12 protein-coding genes are annotated in these 14578 nt (G+C 75.2%); 7 read left to right on the top strand and 5 right to left on the bottom strand.

The annotated features are described in order from the left end of the window. Positions 1-65: 65 nt before the first annotated feature. Complete coding sequence (locus tag ACFTWP_RS32595; protein ID WP_380268578.1) at positions 66-779, bottom strand: class F sortase; 714 nt, start codon at positions 777-779, stop codon at positions 66-68. Then, positions 766-1710, bottom strand: a complete 945-nt coding sequence (locus ACFTWP_RS32590) for a hypothetical protein (RefSeq protein WP_380268577.1) — start codon at positions 1708-1710, stop codon at positions 766-768. Before ACFTWP_RS32590 ends, ACFTWP_RS32595 begins: the two co-directional genes overlap by 14 nt. 193 nt (positions 1711-1903) lie before the next feature. On the opposite strand from ACFTWP_RS32590, the gene ACFTWP_RS32585 reads away from it, so the two are divergent. The 5 genes from ACFTWP_RS32585 (at position 1904) to galK (ending at position 7190) form a co-directional block, all read left to right on the top strand. Continuing rightward, complete coding sequence (locus ACFTWP_RS32585; protein ID WP_380268576.1) at positions 1904-3508, top strand: AMP-binding protein; 1605 nt, start codon at positions 1904-1906, stop codon at positions 3506-3508. A gap of 61 nt (positions 3509-3569) precedes the next feature. Beyond that, entirely contained in the window at positions 3570-4268 is a 699-nt protein-coding gene (locus tag ACFTWP_RS32580; RefSeq protein WP_380268575.1) for a TetR/AcrR family transcriptional regulator, read from the top strand. A gap of 100 nt (positions 4269-4368) precedes the next feature. Then, a complete protein-coding gene (locus tag ACFTWP_RS32575) occupies positions 4369-4767 on the top strand; it encodes a hypothetical protein (RefSeq protein WP_380268574.1) in 399 nt (132 codons plus the stop codon). A 132-nt stretch (positions 4768-4899) separates the two neighbouring features. Next, positions 4900-6042, top strand: a complete 1143-nt coding sequence (galT, locus tag ACFTWP_RS32570) for a galactose-1-phosphate uridylyltransferase (protein WP_380268573.1) — start codon at positions 4900-4902, stop codon at positions 6040-6042. Further along, positions 6039-7190: a galactokinase gene (gene galK, locus ACFTWP_RS32565; protein WP_380268572.1), complete on the top strand. Its 1152-nt coding sequence runs from the start codon at positions 6039-6041 to the stop codon at positions 7188-7190. The genes galT and galK overlap by 4 nt, the downstream gene beginning before the upstream one ends. A gap of 111 nt (positions 7191-7301) precedes the next feature. On the opposite strand, the gene pgm is transcribed toward galK, so the two are convergent. After that, positions 7302-8942 carry a phosphoglucomutase (alpha-D-glucose-1,6-bisphosphate-dependent) gene (gene pgm, locus ACFTWP_RS32560; RefSeq protein ID WP_380268571.1) on the bottom strand — a complete coding sequence of 547 codons (1641 nt, stop codon included), beginning with the start codon at positions 8940-8942 and terminating at the stop codon, positions 7302-7304. Between the two features lie 236 nt (positions 8943-9178). On the opposite strand from pgm, the gene ACFTWP_RS32555 reads away from it, so the two are divergent. Together ACFTWP_RS32555 and ACFTWP_RS32550 are read left to right on the top strand one after the other, a co-directional pair. Then, positions 9179-9379, top strand: a complete 201-nt coding sequence (locus ACFTWP_RS32555; RefSeq protein ID WP_380268570.1) for a DUF6011 domain-containing protein — start codon at positions 9179-9181, stop codon at positions 9377-9379. A 174-nt stretch (positions 9380-9553) separates the two neighbouring features. Continuing rightward, on the top strand, positions 9554-12004 hold the full coding sequence (locus ACFTWP_RS32550) for a SpoIIE family protein phosphatase (protein ID WP_380268569.1): 2451 nt from the start codon (positions 9554-9556) through the stop codon (positions 12002-12004). A 140-nt stretch (positions 12005-12144) separates the two neighbouring features. Here ACFTWP_RS32550 and ACFTWP_RS32545 read toward each other — a convergent pair whose 3' ends face one another. Beyond that, complete coding sequence (locus ACFTWP_RS32545) at positions 12145-13749, bottom strand: MFS transporter (RefSeq protein ID WP_380268568.1); 1605 nt, start codon at positions 13747-13749, stop codon at positions 12145-12147. Then, positions 13746-14300 (bottom strand): TetR/AcrR family transcriptional regulator, encoded by a 555-nt coding sequence (locus ACFTWP_RS32540; RefSeq protein WP_380268567.1) that lies wholly within the window; start codon positions 14298-14300, stop codon positions 13746-13748. The genes ACFTWP_RS32545 and ACFTWP_RS32540 overlap by 4 nt, the downstream gene beginning before the upstream one ends. Positions 14301-14578: the final 278 nt, after the last annotated feature.

Genomic DNA, 14578 nt, shown 5'->3' with positions numbered 1-14578 from the left:
GACCGCATCTCGCGAGACCGGTCCGGTCCGGCCGCCCCGCCGGCTCCACCGCGCCCCGGCCCGCCTCAGCGGGTCGCGGTGAGGTGGGCGAAGACCACCACGTTGTCGGAGTAGCCGGCCTTCCGGTCGTACTTCCCGCCGCAGGTGATGATGCGCAGCTCGGGGCGGTCGGTCGGGCCGTACACGGCGGCGTCCGGCAGGGTCGCGCGGGGGTAGGTGCGGACGGCGTCGATGCTGAAGACGGCCGTCCGGTGGTCCTGCCGGGCCACCTCCACGGTGTCGCCGGGGCGGAGCAGGCCGAGCCGGTAGAAGACCGCCGGGCCGGTCCTGGTGTCGGCGTGGCCCGCCATGATCGCGTTCCCGGCCGAGCCGGGGGAGGGCCCGTCCCGGTACCACCCGGCCTGGTCGGGTTTGTTGACGGGCGGCGTGTCGAGGTGCCCGGCGCCGTCCAGGCCGAGCCCGAGGAGGGGAGCGTTCACCTTGATCGACGGAATTCTCACGCTGGTGGGCACCGCGGGCGGCAGCGGCGCGGGCGGCGGTTTACCGGGCGGGGTGGTCCGGCCCGCCGGTGCCACCCGGCCGGACGAGGGCGCGGCGGCGGGCCCGGCCGGGGTGGCCGGGCCCGGGGCGGCGGCCCGCCCGGGCGCGGGTGGGCCGCTCCCGGGCGCGCCGTCGTGCACCAGCCAGACGCCGACGGCCAGCGCGAGCGCCACGAGGACGGCGGTCAGCCGGCCCCGGCGGCGGCGCCCCGACCGGGTGCCGGCATCAGGATGCGGCATTGCGGGCGGCCCGCCGGCGGGCGGCCCGGATGCCGATCACCCCGGCGAGGGCCAGCAGCGCCGATCCGGCGCCCACCTCCAGGGGGTTGGGCCCGTGCGAGGTCCCGCCGCCGCCGGCGTCCAGGCTGCCGTGCGGGCCGCCGCCGGGCGGCCGACCGCCGCTGTTCCCACCGGTGTTCCCGGCGCTGCCCCCGGTGGTACCTCCGCCGGTGCCCCCGGCCGTGCTCCCGCCGGCGGGCGACGCGGTGGCCGTGGCCCTGGGCGAGGTGCGGGGGGCGGCGACGGCACTCGGTCCGCCCGGGCCGGGCGGGTCGGACGGGTTGGGCGGCAGGGCGAGGCCGCTCGGTCCGCCGGGGCCGGGCGAGCCGGTGGAGGCGCCGTCGGGCGGGCAGGAGACCGTGAAAACCTTGTGCTTCGCGCCGCCCTGCTGGCCCGTGAAGGTCCAGTTCACCCGGTAGTGGCCGTCCGGCAGGGAGAGGATCTGGGTCTGGCCGGCGCCGTTGAGCAAGGCCAGCACCCCGGCGGTCACCTGGCGGGTGCCGGTCGGCGGCTGCTGGTCGATCGTCCAGCTGACCCGCTGGAGGTCGTCGAAGTCGAAGGCGTCCAGGTAGAACCGGCAGACCTGGGGTTCGTCCCGTCGGTCCGTCGCGGCGGTGGTGCTCTCGTGCACCTTGACGTCGCCGTTGTCGCCGGGGGCGGCCACGGCGGCGGGGGCGCCGCCGAGGGCGAGGAGGGCGGTCAGCGCGCCCACGGCGGTGGCCTGTGCGGTCCGCGGACCGGCGATGGTGCGTGCGGCGGCGGTGCGTGCGGCGACCGTGCCTACGGCAGTCGTGTGTCCGGCGCCGGCGGCGGTGCGTGCGGTGCGGGTGCGTGCGGTGCCGGTGCCGGCGGGGGCCGGCCGGCGGTGTCTCGGGCGGGAGGGGGCAGTCACGTCGGGTGCTCCAGAAGTGCGGTGGGCGGGCGCCACGGAGCTCCCACGTTCAGACGTCGCCCGGCGGGCGACAAGCACGCCGCGCCAGCGGCTGCCGCTTTTCGTCAGTTCGGATCATCGGCGGACCTCTGTCCACCGGGCCGGATCGACGCCACCCTGTGAGCAGTCGTCAGGACCCACCAAGGAGGCATACATGGTGTTCCGCAGCGAGTACCCGGACGTCGAGCCCGTCGACCTGCCCGTGCACCTGGCGGTGCTCGGCACGGCCGACGGGCACCCGGACGTCACGGCGCTGATCGACGGCGTGACGGGCGAGACGGTGAGCTACGGCCGGCTGGCCGCCGCCGTCCGGCGGGCGAGCGCGGGACTGGCGGAGGCGGGCGTGCGCCCCGGCGACGTGGTGGCGCTGTACAGCCCCAACACCATCGCCTACCCGGTCGTCTACTTCGGTGCGACCGCCGCCGGCGCGACCGTGACCACGGTCAGCTCGCTCACCACCGCCGGCGAGCTCGCCACCCAGCTCCGCGACAGCCGGGCGCGCTGGATCATCACCGTCTCGCCGTTTCTGCCGGTCGCGCTGGCCGCCGCCGAGACCGTGGCCGCCGCCGGCGAGCCGATCACCGAGATCTTCGTCTGCGACGGCGCCGAGGGGCACCGCTCGCTCGGCGACCTGCTGGCCTCCACCGCGCCCGCGCCGACACCGGTGATCGACCCGGCCGCCGACGTGGCCGTCCTGCCCTACTCCAGCGGCACCACCGGCCTGCCCAAGGGCGTGATGCTCACCCACCGCTCGATCGCCACCAACCTCGCCCAGACGGACGCGCTCTACCGCCCGGCGGTCGGCGAGCGGGTGCTGGCGGTGTTGCCGTTCTTCCACATCTACGGGCTGGCGGCGCTGCTCAACCAGCCGCTGCGCTGCGGCGCCACCGTGGTCGTCCTGCCGCGCTTCGACCTGGAGCAGTTCCTGCGGACGATCCAGGAGCAGCGGGTGGAGGCGCTGATCGTGGCCCCGCCGATCGTCCTGGCCCTGGCGAAGCATCCGCTGGTCGACGCGTACGACCTGTCGTCGCTGCGCTACGTGCTCAGCGCCGCCGCGCCGCTGGACGCGGACCTGGCCGAAGCCTGCGCCCGCCGGCTCGGCCTGCCCCGGATCCTCCAGGGCTACGGCATGACGGAGCTGTCGCCCGTCACCCACGTCGTCTCCCCGTACGACCCGGACCCGGCCCGCGGCTCGGTGGGGCGGCTGGTGCCCTCGACCGAGCTGCGGATCGCCGCGCTGGACGGGGCCGGGCCGGAGGCGGACGGTGATCTCGGCGCCGGACGGACGGGGGAGATCCTGGTTCGTGGCCCGCAGGTGATGAAGGGCTACTTCGCCCGCCCCAACGACACCGCCGCCACCGTCGACGCGGACGGCTGGCTGCACACCGGCGACGTCGGGTACGTGGACGAGCGCGGGTACCTCTTCGTGGTCGACCGGGTGAAGGAGCTGATCAAGTACAAGGGGTACCAGGTCGCGCCCGCCGAGCTGGAGGCCCTGCTGCTGACCCACCCGCAGATCGCCGACGCGGCGGTGATCGGCGTGCACGACGCGGACGGGGTGGAGCGGCCGAAGGCCTTCGTGGTGCGCGCGCCGGGCAGCAGCCTGACCGAGGAGCAGGTCGCGGAGTTCGTCGCCGGTCAGGTGGCGCCGTACAAGAAGGTCCGGGCGGTGGAGTTCCTGGCGGCCGTGCCGAAGTCCGCGAGCGGCAAGATCCTGCGCCGGGAGCTGCGGGACCGCGAACGGGCGGCGGCCGGATGATCTGGCAGGATCGGGGCGAGCGCCGCAGATCCGCCCGCAGCCCCAGGGACGCCGAGCACCGATGACCACGCCTTCGACCGCGACCACTCCGCCGGCCGCGACCACCCCTCCTTCCGCGGCCGCGCCCGCTGCGCCCCCGGCACCGGCCGGGCCGGGCGCGGCCCGCGCGCCGCAGCAGGACCGCAGCCGGGCGACCCGCCGCCGGTTGCTGGAGGCGGCGGTGGAGTGCCTGGCCGAGCTGGGCTGGAACGGCAGCACGGTCTCGGTGGTGGCCGAGCGGGCGGGGGTCTCCCGGGGCGCCGCCCAGCACCACTTCCCGACCCGTGAGGACCTGTTCACGGCGGCCGTCGAACACGTCACGGCCGAGCGCCTGGCAGCCGTCCGCGCCCATGCGGACGAGCTGCCGGCGCCCGGCCCGCGGCGGACGGAGGCCGTGGTCGACATGATCGTGCGGCTCTACACCGGCCCGCTGTTCCGGGCCGCGCTGCACCTGTGGGTGGCCGCCGCCACCGAGGAGCCGCTGCGGGAGCGGATCGTGGCACTGGAGAACCACGTCGGCCGCGAGTCGCACCGGGCCGCCGTGGACTTCCTGGGGGCGGACGAGAGCAGTCCCGGCGTCCGGGAGACCGTGCAGGCCACCATGGACATGGCCCGCGGCCTGGGCCTGGCCAACCTGCTCACCGACGACAGCGCGCGGCGCACCGGCGTGGTCCGCCAGTGGGCCCGGATGCTGGACGCCGCCCTCGGCGCCGCCGGGTAGCGGGGGCTGCGGGCCGGCGTTCCCGGACGCCCGGGCCGGGCCGGCTCGATCGGCGTGAAAAGGCGTGGCTCCGGGCCCTGGCTTCCGGGAGACTGCCCGGATGCTGCTGCCCACCACCTCCGCCATGACCGGGCTCGTCGAAGCCGTCCGGATCCACGACCCGCACGGCTGGTCGAGCGGGACGAGCACTCCTCCCGACGAGTCCATCGCCCACTGGGAGGACGCGCAGGAGGTCCTCGCCCTGGTGGCCGCGCTGCCGTCGAGTCCGGCGATGCGCTGCTTCATCCCCGGGTACGCGATCCGGGCCCACTGCGAGCCCGGGCGGCTCTTCGAGGGGCAGGTCCTGTTCGAGATCGCGTTCTGCTTCCAGTGCCGCTGGGCCAGGTTCCGCGGGCCGGCCGTCACCGCGGACATCGCGAGCCAGGCCTTCGATCCGGCCAGCGCCCCGGCCCTGGAACTGCTCCGGCGGTTCCGGGAGAGCGCCGCGGCGGCCGGCTGACCGCCCGGAGTGTCCACCTCGGTGCGGTCGCGCATGCCCCTGGATGTTGACTTTTGTTACATCGGGTTCGATTATGTTTGCGATGCTCGGCCTCGTGGGGTCGGGATGGAGCGCAGCCAGAAAGCGGAAGCCGTGAACAAGACCATCACCAAGCTGGCGGACGGCCGCGAGCTGATCTACTACGACGCGCGGCCGGGCACGGTGCGCACCGCAGTGGACGGCCGCGCGCTGGAGCCCGTCGCCAGCCTCTCGGAAGTCCGCCGCGACCCGGTGACGGGCGACTGGGTGACCATCGCCGCCCACCGCCAGGGCCGCACCTACCATCCGCCGGCCGACCAGTGCCCGCTCTGCCCCTCCCGGGCCGGCCGCACCAGCGAGGTCCCGGACGCGGACTACGAGGTGGTGGTCTTCGAGAACCGCTTCCCCTCCCTGGGCGCCGACGCCCCCGGCGGCCAGGCCGAGGACCCGCTGCGCACCGCCGCCGCCGGCACCGGCCGCTGCGAGGTGGTCTGCTTCACCCCCGACCACGAGGCCTCCTTCGCCGACCTCACCCCCGAACGCGCCGCCCTGGTCCTGGACGCCTGGACGGACCGAACGGCCGAACTGTCGGCCCTGGCCGGAGTCCGGCAGGTCTACTGCTTCGAGAACCGCGGCGCCGAGATCGGCGTCACCCTGGCCCACTCGCACGGCCAGATCTACGCCCTGCCGTTCGTCACCCCGCGCACCGCCCGGATGGCCCGCCAGGCGGCGGCCCACCGCGAGGCCACCGGCCGCAACCTCTTCGAGGACCTGCTGGCCGCCGAACACGCCCAGCACGCCGAGGCCGTGGCCGCCGGCGACCGCGACCGGGACCGGGTGGTGCTGGCCGGCGAGTACTGGACGGCCTTCGTGCCGTTCGCCGCCCGCTGGCCCTACGAGGTGCACCTGTACCCGAACCGGCGGGTCGCCGACCTGACCGCCTTGAACGAGGCCGAGCGGGCCGAGTTCCCCGGGCTCTACCTCGACCTGCTGGGCCGCTTCGACCGCCTGTTCACCGAGCCCGGCGAGACGGCCCAGGCGTCCCCCACCCCGTACATCGCGGCCTGGCACCAGGCCCCCTCGGGTGCGGACCGGCCGGGGCTGGACGAGCTGGCCCTGCACCTGGAGCTGTTCACCGTCCGCCGGACGGCGGGCAAGCTGAAGTACCTGGCCGGCGTCGAGTCCGGCATGGATGCATTCGTCAACGACGTCTCGCCCGAGGCTGCGGCCCGGCGCCTGCGGGAGGTGGCCCGATGACCCCGAACGAGCTGACCGAGGCCTTCACGGCCGTCTACGGCGAAGCCCCCGACGGCGTGTGGGCCGCGCCCGGCCGGGTCAACCTGATCGGCGAGCACACCGACTACAACGACGGCTTCGTGCTGCCCATCGCCCTGCCGCACGCCGCCCGCGCGGCCGTCCGCCTGCGCGCGGACGACCGGCTGCGCCTGCACAGCGCCCAGGGCGACGGCGGGGTGGTCGAGTTGACCGCCGACCAGGTGCGGCCGGGCGCCGTGCCCGGCTGGGCCAGGTACCCGGCGGGCGTGGTCTGGGCCCTGCGGGACGCCGGACACCCGGTCGGCGGCGCCGACATCCACTTCGACAGCGACGTGCCCACCGGCGCCGGCCTCTCCTCCTCGGCCGCCCTGGAGTGCGTGGTCGCGGTCGCCTACAACGACCTGTGGGACCTCGGTCTGGGCCGGGTCGAGCTCGGCCTGCTCGCCCAGCGGGCCGAGAACGTCTTCGTGGGCGTGCCCTGCGGTGCGATGGACCAGCTCGCCTCCACCTGCTGCGAGGCCGGTCGGGCGATGTTCCTGGACACCCGTACGCTCACCGCCCGCCAGCTGCCGGTCGACCTCGCCGCCGCCGGGCTGCGGCTGCTGGTGGTCGACACCCGGGTCAAGCACGACCTGGCCGACGGCGCGTACGCCGAGCGCCGATCCGGCTGCGAGAAGGCCGCCGGACTGCTCGGGCTGCCCGCCCTGCGCGACCTCGGCCCGGCCGGCCTGCCCGCTGCCCTGGACGCCCTCCCGGACGAGGGGCTGCGCGCCCTGACCCGGCACGTGGTCACCGAGAACGCCCGGGTCGAGGCGGCCGTCGAGGCCATGCTGGCCGGTGACCCGGCGGCCCTCGGGCCGATCCTCACGGCCGGGCACGCCTCGCTGCGCGACGACTTCCGGGTCTCCTGCGACGAGACCGACCTGGTGGTCGAGACCGCGGTCGCCGCCGGCGCCCTGGGCGCCCGGATGACCGGCGGCGGATTCGGCGGCTCGGTGATCGCCCTGGTCGCCGAGGCCGACGCCGAGCACGTCGCCGCGGCCGTCACCGCCGCGTTCACCGCCGCCGGCTACGCCACCCCCCGGGTCTTCACGGCCCTGGCCGCCCAGGGCGCCCGCCGGCTGGCCTGAGCCGGCGCGCCACCGCACGGCCCGTCACCGCACGGCCCGTCACCGCACGGCCCGTCACCGCACGGCGCGGCCCGCCCCGGCGTCTCCCGGGGGGGCCGCGCCGCGTTCGTGTCAGGCGCCCAGGACGTCCCCGACCAGCGCCCGGGCCTCGTCCTGCACCTGGGCGAGGTGCGCGGGGCCGTGGAAGCTCTCGGCGTAGATCTTGTAGACGTCCTCGGTGCCGGAGGGGCGGGCGGCGAACCAGGCGTTCTCGGTGCAGACCTTCAGACCGCCGATCGCCGCGCCGTTGCCCGGCGCCTCGGTGAGGACCGCGGTGATCGGCTCCCCGGCGAGGCTGTCGGCCTTCACCTGCTCGGCGCTCAGCCGGCCCAGCAGGGCCTTCTGCTCGCGGTCGGCGGGCGCGTCCACCCGGGCGTACGCCGGGTCGCCGAAGCGGGCGGTGAGGTCGGCGTAGCGCTCGGAGGGGCTGCTGCCGCTGACGGCGGTGATCTCGGCGGCGAGCAGCGCGAGCAGGATGCCGTCCTTGTCGGTGGTCCACACCTCGCCGTCGCGGCGCAGGAAGGAGGCGCCGGCGGACTCCTCGCCGCCGAAGGCGACGGAGCCGTCGAGGAGCCCGTCGACGAACCACTTGAAGCCGACCGGTACCTCCACCAGGGTGCGCTTCAGCTCCTGGGCGACGCGGTCGATCATCGAGGAGGAGACCAGGGTCTTGCCGATGCCGGCGCTCAGCGGCCAGTCCAGCCGGTGCCGGTAGAGGTAGTCGATGGCGACGGCGAGGTAGTGGTTGGGGTTCATCAGGCCGCCGTCGGGGGTGACGATGCCGTGCCGGTCGGCGTCCGCGTCGTTGCCGGTGGCGACGTTGTACTCGTCCTTGCGGTCGATCAGTGAGGCCATCGCGTAGGGGGAGGAGCAGTCCATCCGGATCCGGCCGTCCCAGTCGAGGGTCATGAACCGCCAGGCGGGGTCGGTCAGCGGGTTGACCACCGTCAGGTCGATGCGGTGGGTCTCGGCGATCCGGCCCCAGTAGGCGACCGAGGCACCGCCCAGCGGGTCGGCCCCGATCCGCACCCCGGCCGCCCGCACCGCGTCCAGGTCCAGCACCGACGGCAGGTCCTCGACGTAGCCGGTCAGGTAGTCGTGGTGGGCGGTGGTGTCGGCCGCCAGCGCGCGGGAGTACGGGATGCGGCGCACCCCGGCGAGGCCTCCGCGGATGAGTTCGTTGGCGCGGTCCTGGATCCAGCCGGTGGCCTCCGAGCCGGCCGGGCCGCCGTTGGGCGGGTTGTACTTGAACCCGCCGTCGCGCGGCGGGTTGTGCGAGGGCGTCACCACGATGCCGTCGGCCGCGCCGCGCGGCCGGGTGCGGTTGTGGGTGAGGATCGCGTGCGACACGGCGGGCGTCGGGGTGTAGCCGCCGGCGCCGTCGACCAGCACGGTGACGCCGTTGGCCGCCAGCACCTCCAGCGCGGTGGCGGTGGCCGGCTCGGACAGCGCGTGGGTGTCGGCCCCCAGGAACAGCGGCCCGTCGGTGCCCTGCGCGGCTCGGTACTCGCAGATCGCCTGGGTGGTCGCGGCGATGTGGTCCTCGTTGAACGCCGTGTCCAGCGCGGAGCCCCGGTGGCCGGAGGTGCCGAACGCGACCCGCTGACCGGGCTCGGCCGGATCCGGGTGCAGCGTGTAGTACGCCGTCACCAGCTTGGCCACGTCCACCAGATCCCCGGGCTCCGCCCGCAGACCCGCCCGTGCGTGCACCATCGCGTACTCCTTCGCCGGTCGTCCGAATCCTGCCTGCAGGCCGGGGTCTGCCCGGCGGACCTCGCCGCGCGCCGAGCCGCCGAGATCCCCCGGACAGACCCTAGGCCCTGGCCCGGTCCTCCGCACCACCGCCGGCCCGGACCGGCCCCTCCACCGCCTACCCGGCAGGGCCGCTCCCCACGCCTTCCCGCAGGGGTGCTCCCCGGGGCTTCCCGGACACCCGGCAGACTGGAGGGATGGCAGCGCCCGAGCAGGAACCACCCGCCCTGACCCCGCCCGTCCCGAGGCTGCTGCCGCCGGTCGTGCGGTGCCGCAGGTGCGGCCGGCCGCTGCACGACCCGGAGGCCAGGATGCTGCGGCTGGGCCGGGAGTGCCGGGGCCCCGGAGACGCCGTCCGGGTGGTCGCGGGCGAGCAGGAGACGCTCCCCGGGCTCTGAGGCATTGTCCGCTCACCGTACGGGCCCATAAGATCGCCCACCAATACGACCAGAGGGGTCGCCGCCGGGCCGCTGACCGTGCAGGCTGGAGGGGAACCCGGCCGGGCGGCGTAGCGCCAGGCCCGGGCCCGTGCCGACTGGGTGGTTCTGTGCATGCGCGGATTCGAGTGGGACATGCCTGACGACGCCGGCCGTGACAGGCCGGGCGGCGACCAGGCACGTCTGGACGGCCACCGCCTCGTCCCGCTCGCCACCGCACTGCTCCAGGGCGACGGCCTGATCCTGCACTGGAGCGAGGACGCCGAGGCCCTGCTCGGGTACACCGGCGAGGAGGCGGTCGGCAGCTACGCGGCCCGCCTGCTGATCCGCGAGCAGGAGTGGCCCAAGGTGGCCGACCTCTTCGAGCAGATCATGGCCGGCGGCGGCTGGTCCGGCGTGTTCCCGCTGCGCCACCGCGACGGACACGTCGTCGAGCTGGAGTTCCGCACCTACCCGATCGTCGGCCCGGGCGGGGCACCGCTGCTGCTCGCCACCGCCTCCGACGTCAGCTCCCTGCGCCAGGTGGAGTCCGACCTCGCGATCCTGAACGGGTTCTTCAGCCAGTCGCCGATCGGGCTGGCCGTCTACGACCCCGACCTGCGCTTCGTACGGCTGAACGAGGCGCTCGCCCGGATCAACGGGATGCCCGTCCGGGCCCACATCGGCCGCCGGATCAGCGGCATCCTGCCCGGCATAAACAGCGCCGAGATCGAGCAGGTGATGCGCCGGGTGCTCACCACCGGCCGCCCGGTGGTGGACGCCCGCTCGCACGGCCGCACCCCGGGCGACCCGCACCGGGACCGCTCCTGGTCCGCCTCGTACTTCCGGCTGGAGGACTCCACCGGGCGGATCCTCGGCGTCAGCTCCTCGATCATCGACGTCACCGAGCGCTCCCAGGCCGAGGCCCGGGCCGCCCGGGCCCAGGAGCGCCTGGCCATGATCGCCGAGGCCACCGCCCGGATCGGCACCACGCTGGACCTCCAGCGCACCGCCGAGGAGCTGGTGGAGGCCGTCGTCCCGCGCTTCGCGGACTTCGCCACCGTCGACCTGCTGGAGCCCGTCCTGCTGGGAGAGGAGCCCGTCCACCTCGCGCCGGACCGGATGGTGCGGCTGAACGCCGTGGCCGTCGGCGAGGCCTACGAGTCGGGGATGACGCACGCCGTGGACACGGTGGGCGAGACCTCGGAGTACGACTCCCAGCGGGTCTACACCCAGTGCCTGCGCAGTGGCCGGCCGCTGCTGCGCTCCCACGTCGACGAGGCGGTGCTCGCCAGCCTGGTCGCCTCCCCGGACCGCGTCGCGCCGGGCATGGAGGCGGGCATCCACTCGTACCTGATGGTGCCGCTGATGGCCCGGGGGATGGTGCTCGGCGGCTCCGAGTTCATCCGGATGCGCAACCCGGAGCCGTTCACCGCGGCCGACGTGGCGCTCGCCGAGGAACTCGTCGCCCGCGCCGCCATCGCGATCGACAACGCCCGGCTGTACCGGCGCGAGCGGGAGACCGCGCTGACCCTGCAGCGCAGCCTGCTGCCGCAGGAGATCCACCGCACGCTGGGTCTGGAGATCGCGTACCGGTACCTGCCGAGCAGCGTGGTCAGCGAGGTCGGCGGCGACTGGTTCGACGTGGTGCCGCTGTCCTGCGGCCGGGTGGCGCTGGTGGTCGGCGACGTGATGGGCCACGGCATCCGGGCCGCTGCCACGATGGGCCAGCTGCGGACGGTCGCCCGCACCCTGGCGACCCTGGACATGCCGCCGGAGCAGGTCCTCACCCGCCTGGACGAGACCGCGTCGGGAATCGGCGACGGCCAGTTCGCCACCTGCATCTGCGCGGTCTTCGACCCGGTGGACCGGTCCGTCAAGGTGGCCTCCGCCGGCCACCTCCCGCCGGTCTGGGTGGCGCCGGACGGCACCGCGCGCCGGGTCGACCTGCCGCCCGGCGTGCCGCTCGGGGTCGGCGGCGTGGCGTTCGAGAGCACCGAGTTCACCGTCCCCGAGGGCGGCGTCGTCGCGCTCTACACGGACGGCCTGGTCGAGCGCCGCGGCGAGGACCTGGACGTCGGCATCGAACGGCTCGCCCGGACGCTGGCCCAGCACGGCCGGACGCTGGAGGAGAGCTGCGACGCGGTGCTCGCCGCCCTCGTCACCGACGGCACCGAGGACGACATCGCGATGATCATGGGACGGGTGCTGCCCGTCCCGGCCGACCGGATCGCCACCCTGCACCTCGACGGCGGCGGCCGGCTGCCCGGCCACGCCCGCCGCTTCACCCGCGACACCCTCCGCGGCTGGGGCCTGTCGGCGCTCTCCGACTACGCGGAACTGCTGGTCAGCGAGCTCGTCACCAACGCCCTGCTGCACGCCGACGCGCCGCGCCGCCTTCGGCTGTTCCGCGACCGGGTGCTGACCGTCGAGGTGGCCGACGCCGGTGGCCAGAGCCCTCGGCTGCGCCAGTTGGAGGACCACGACGAGGGCGGGCGCGGGATGTTCCTGGTCGGCGAGCTGGCGCACCGCTGGGGGAGCAGGCAGACCAAGGAGGGCAAGGTGGTCTGGGCCGAGCTGGAGCTGCCGTTCGGCGGCGGGGGCTGACGGCTGACTGCCGTCCGCCGGCCCGTCCGCACGCCGGACCAGTCGAGCCGGGCCGCCGCCGCCACGCGGTGCCACACCCGGACCTGGTGAGCCGGGCGGGGCCGGCCCCGGGTGGGAGCCGGCCCCGGGCCCGGCCCGGCTCAGGCCGCCGAGTGGACCTCGGCCGCGGCCTCGTCGGCCGCCGACCGCCCGTCCGTGCCCGCGTCGTTCGCGGCCGGGCCGCTGGTGCTCCGGCCCCGCAGCAGGTACCAGGCCAGCCCGGCGGAGGCCAGCAGCAGCCCGGCGGCCAGCAGGGCGGACAGGTTCAGCCCCTGGACGAAGGCGTGTCGGGCGCCGTCCAGCAGCGGCCCGGACAGCTGCGCCGGCAGGTGTCCGGCGGCCTCGACCGCACCGCCGAGGGACTCCCCGGCCTGGGCGGCGGCGGCCGGGTCGGTACCGGCCGGGACGACCAGCGCCCCGGCGTAGACGGCGCCGACCACCGAGCCGACCAGGGCTATGCCGAGCGCGGTGCCCAGCTCGTAGGCCGTCTCGGAGACGGCGGAGGCGGCCCCGGACTTGGCGGCCGGTGCGGCGCCGAGCGCCATGTCGGCGGCGAGCGCGTAGACCAGGCCCTCGGCGGTGCCGACGATCAGGAAGGCGACGGCGATCACCAGGTACCCGCTGTCCTGGCTCACCCAGCCGAGCAGGCCGAGGCCGGTGCCCATCGCCAGCAGGCCGGCCGTCAGCGCGATTCGGACCCCGGCCCGGCGGGCCAGACGGGCGGTGAGCAGCCCGCCCGCCACCGCACCGGCGAAGGCCGGCAGCTCGGCGAGACCGGCCCGCAGCGGCTCGTACCCGCGGACCAGCTGCAGGTACTGGGACATCACGAACACCACGCCGGAGAGGCCGATCAGTGCGGTCAGCGAGGAGAGCACGGCGGCGGTGAAGCGGCGGTCGGTGAACAGTCGGACGTCCAGCAGCGGGGTGGTCAGCCGCAGCTGGCGGCGGACGAAGAGGGTCAGGGCCAGGGCGCCGAGGGCGGCTGCCGCCGGCACGTCCCAGCGGCCGAGCCCGTGCGCGGCCGCCTCCTTCACGGCGTAGACGACGCCGATCACACCCGCCATCGAGAGCAGCACGCTGGGTACGTCCCAGCGGCCGGGGTTCGGGTCCTTCGACTCCGGGAGCAGGCGCACGCCGAGGACGAGCAGCAGCAGGACGACGGGGATGTTCAGCAGGAAGACCGAGCCCCACCAGAAGTGCTCCAGCAGGACGCCGCCGACCACCGGCCCGAGCGCGGCGCCGGCCGCGGCGCCGGCGCCCCAGATCCCGATCGCGGTGGCCCGCTCGCGGGCGTCGGGGAACAGCGTGCGGATCAGCGACAGGGTGGCGGGCATGATGGTCGCGCCCGCGACGCCGAGCAGGGCGCGGGCCAGGATCAGCCAGCCCGGGCCGGGTGCGTACGCGGCGAGCAGCGAGGCCAGGCCGAACGCGGCGGAGCCGGTCAGCAGCAGCTTCCGGCGGCCGACGCGGTCGCCGAGCGCGCCCATGCTGACCAGCAGCCCGGCCAGCACGAAGGAGTAGATGTCGCCGATCCAGAGCAGCTGGGTGCTGCTGGGGCGCAGGGTCTCGCTGATCGAGGGGATGGCCAGCGACAGCACGGTGGCGTCGACGGCGACCAGGGTGACGGCCACGACGAGGACGGCCAGGCCGGTCCAGCGCCGCCGGGGGTTGGTGGGGAGGGTGGTGGGGAGCATGGTGGTGCTCATGGTGTTTCAGGTCTCCTGAGTGCGCCGCCGAGGAAGAGCTCGGCGAGCGAGAATGCGCTGTCGCGGGGGGCCAGGCGTCCGTCCTGGACGGCCCAGCCGACGCCGGCCACGAGGTCGAAGAAGGCTTCGCTGAGCCAGCCGGCGGAGAGCTCGATCCGGAACACGCCCTCTTGCTGGCCGCGCAGGAACAGGGCGCGGACCCGGGCGTCCTGGACCTCCCAGAGCTCGTTGATCTCCGGATCGTCGTAGAGCTGGTTCTCGCCGGCGATGAAGGCGCAGAGCGCTGCGTCCGGTACCACGGCGTCGACCAGGCGGCGCAGGGCGGACTGGGCGTCGCCGTCCTCGACGGCGGCGGTGTCCAGCGCGGCGGCGAACTTGCGCAGGCTGTGCGCGCCGACCTCGCGGATCAGCGCCTCCCGGCCAGGGAAGATCCGGTGCAGGGTGGCGCGGCTGATGCCGGCCGCGCGGGCGATCTCGTCCAGGTGCGCGGTCGGACGGCGCGAGAGCACGCCGACGGCGGCTTCGAGGACGGAGTCACGATCGGTGGCCATGGGACGAGTGTAGTTCAGATGAGACATCCGTGTCTCATTTTATCGTCGAGTGGCTCAACCGACCCTCGGAAGCCGGGTGCTCCGGGAGGGGCGGCCCGGGAAGGATTTAAGGCCCGCTTGGGGCCTGCTTCAGGTTGGCCGGCGGCCCGGCGGGCCCTGCGCGACGGGCCTTCCCGGCGGCGGCCGCGAACCCGGCCGCTCGCCCCACCCGTTCGGGCGCGCGAAAAACCGGGGACGGCTCCTGCTGCCGTCCCCGGTGGGGTGTCCCGCGTACTGCT

Source organism: Kitasatospora sp. NPDC057015, from assembly GCF_042673745.1.
Lineage (GTDB): Bacteria > Actinomycetota > Actinomycetes > Streptomycetales > Streptomycetaceae > Kitasatospora.
Note: the sequence above shows the minus strand (reverse complement) of the source record. Positions and strands in the feature narration are given on the sequence as shown.

Excerpts from the sequence above, each read along its gene's own strand:
- ACFTWP_RS32595 (WP_380268578.1), bottom strand. The coding sequence starts at position 779 with ATGCCGCATCCTGATGCCGGCACCCGGTCGGGGCGCCGCCGCCGGGGC.
- ACFTWP_RS32585 (WP_380268576.1), top strand. The coding sequence starts at position 1,904 with ATGGTGTTCCGCAGCGAGTACCCGGACGTCGAGCCCGTCGACCTGCCC.
- ACFTWP_RS32580 (WP_380268575.1), top strand. The coding sequence starts at position 3,570 with ATGACCACGCCTTCGACCGCGACCACTCCGCCGGCCGCGACCACCCCT.
- ACFTWP_RS32575 (WP_380268574.1), top strand. The coding sequence starts at position 4,369 with ATGCTGCTGCCCACCACCTCCGCCATGACCGGGCTCGTCGAAGCCGTC.
- galK (WP_380268572.1), top strand. The coding sequence starts at position 6,039 with ATGACCCCGAACGAGCTGACCGAGGCCTTCACGGCCGTCTACGGCGAA.
- pgm (WP_380268571.1), bottom strand. The coding sequence starts at position 8,942 with ATGGTGCACGCACGGGCGGGTCTGCGGGCGGAGCCCGGGGATCTGGTG.
- ACFTWP_RS32555 (WP_380268570.1), top strand. The coding sequence starts at position 9,179 with ATGGCAGCGCCCGAGCAGGAACCACCCGCCCTGACCCCGCCCGTCCCG.
- ACFTWP_RS32550 (WP_380268569.1), top strand. The coding sequence starts at position 9,554 with ATGCCTGACGACGCCGGCCGTGACAGGCCGGGCGGCGACCAGGCACGT.
- ACFTWP_RS32545 (WP_380268568.1), bottom strand. The coding sequence starts at position 13,749 with ATGAGCACCACCATGCTCCCCACCACCCTCCCCACCAACCCCCGGCGG.
- ACFTWP_RS32540 (WP_380268567.1), bottom strand. The coding sequence starts at position 14,300 with ATGGCCACCGATCGTGACTCCGTCCTCGAAGCCGCCGTCGGCGTGCTC.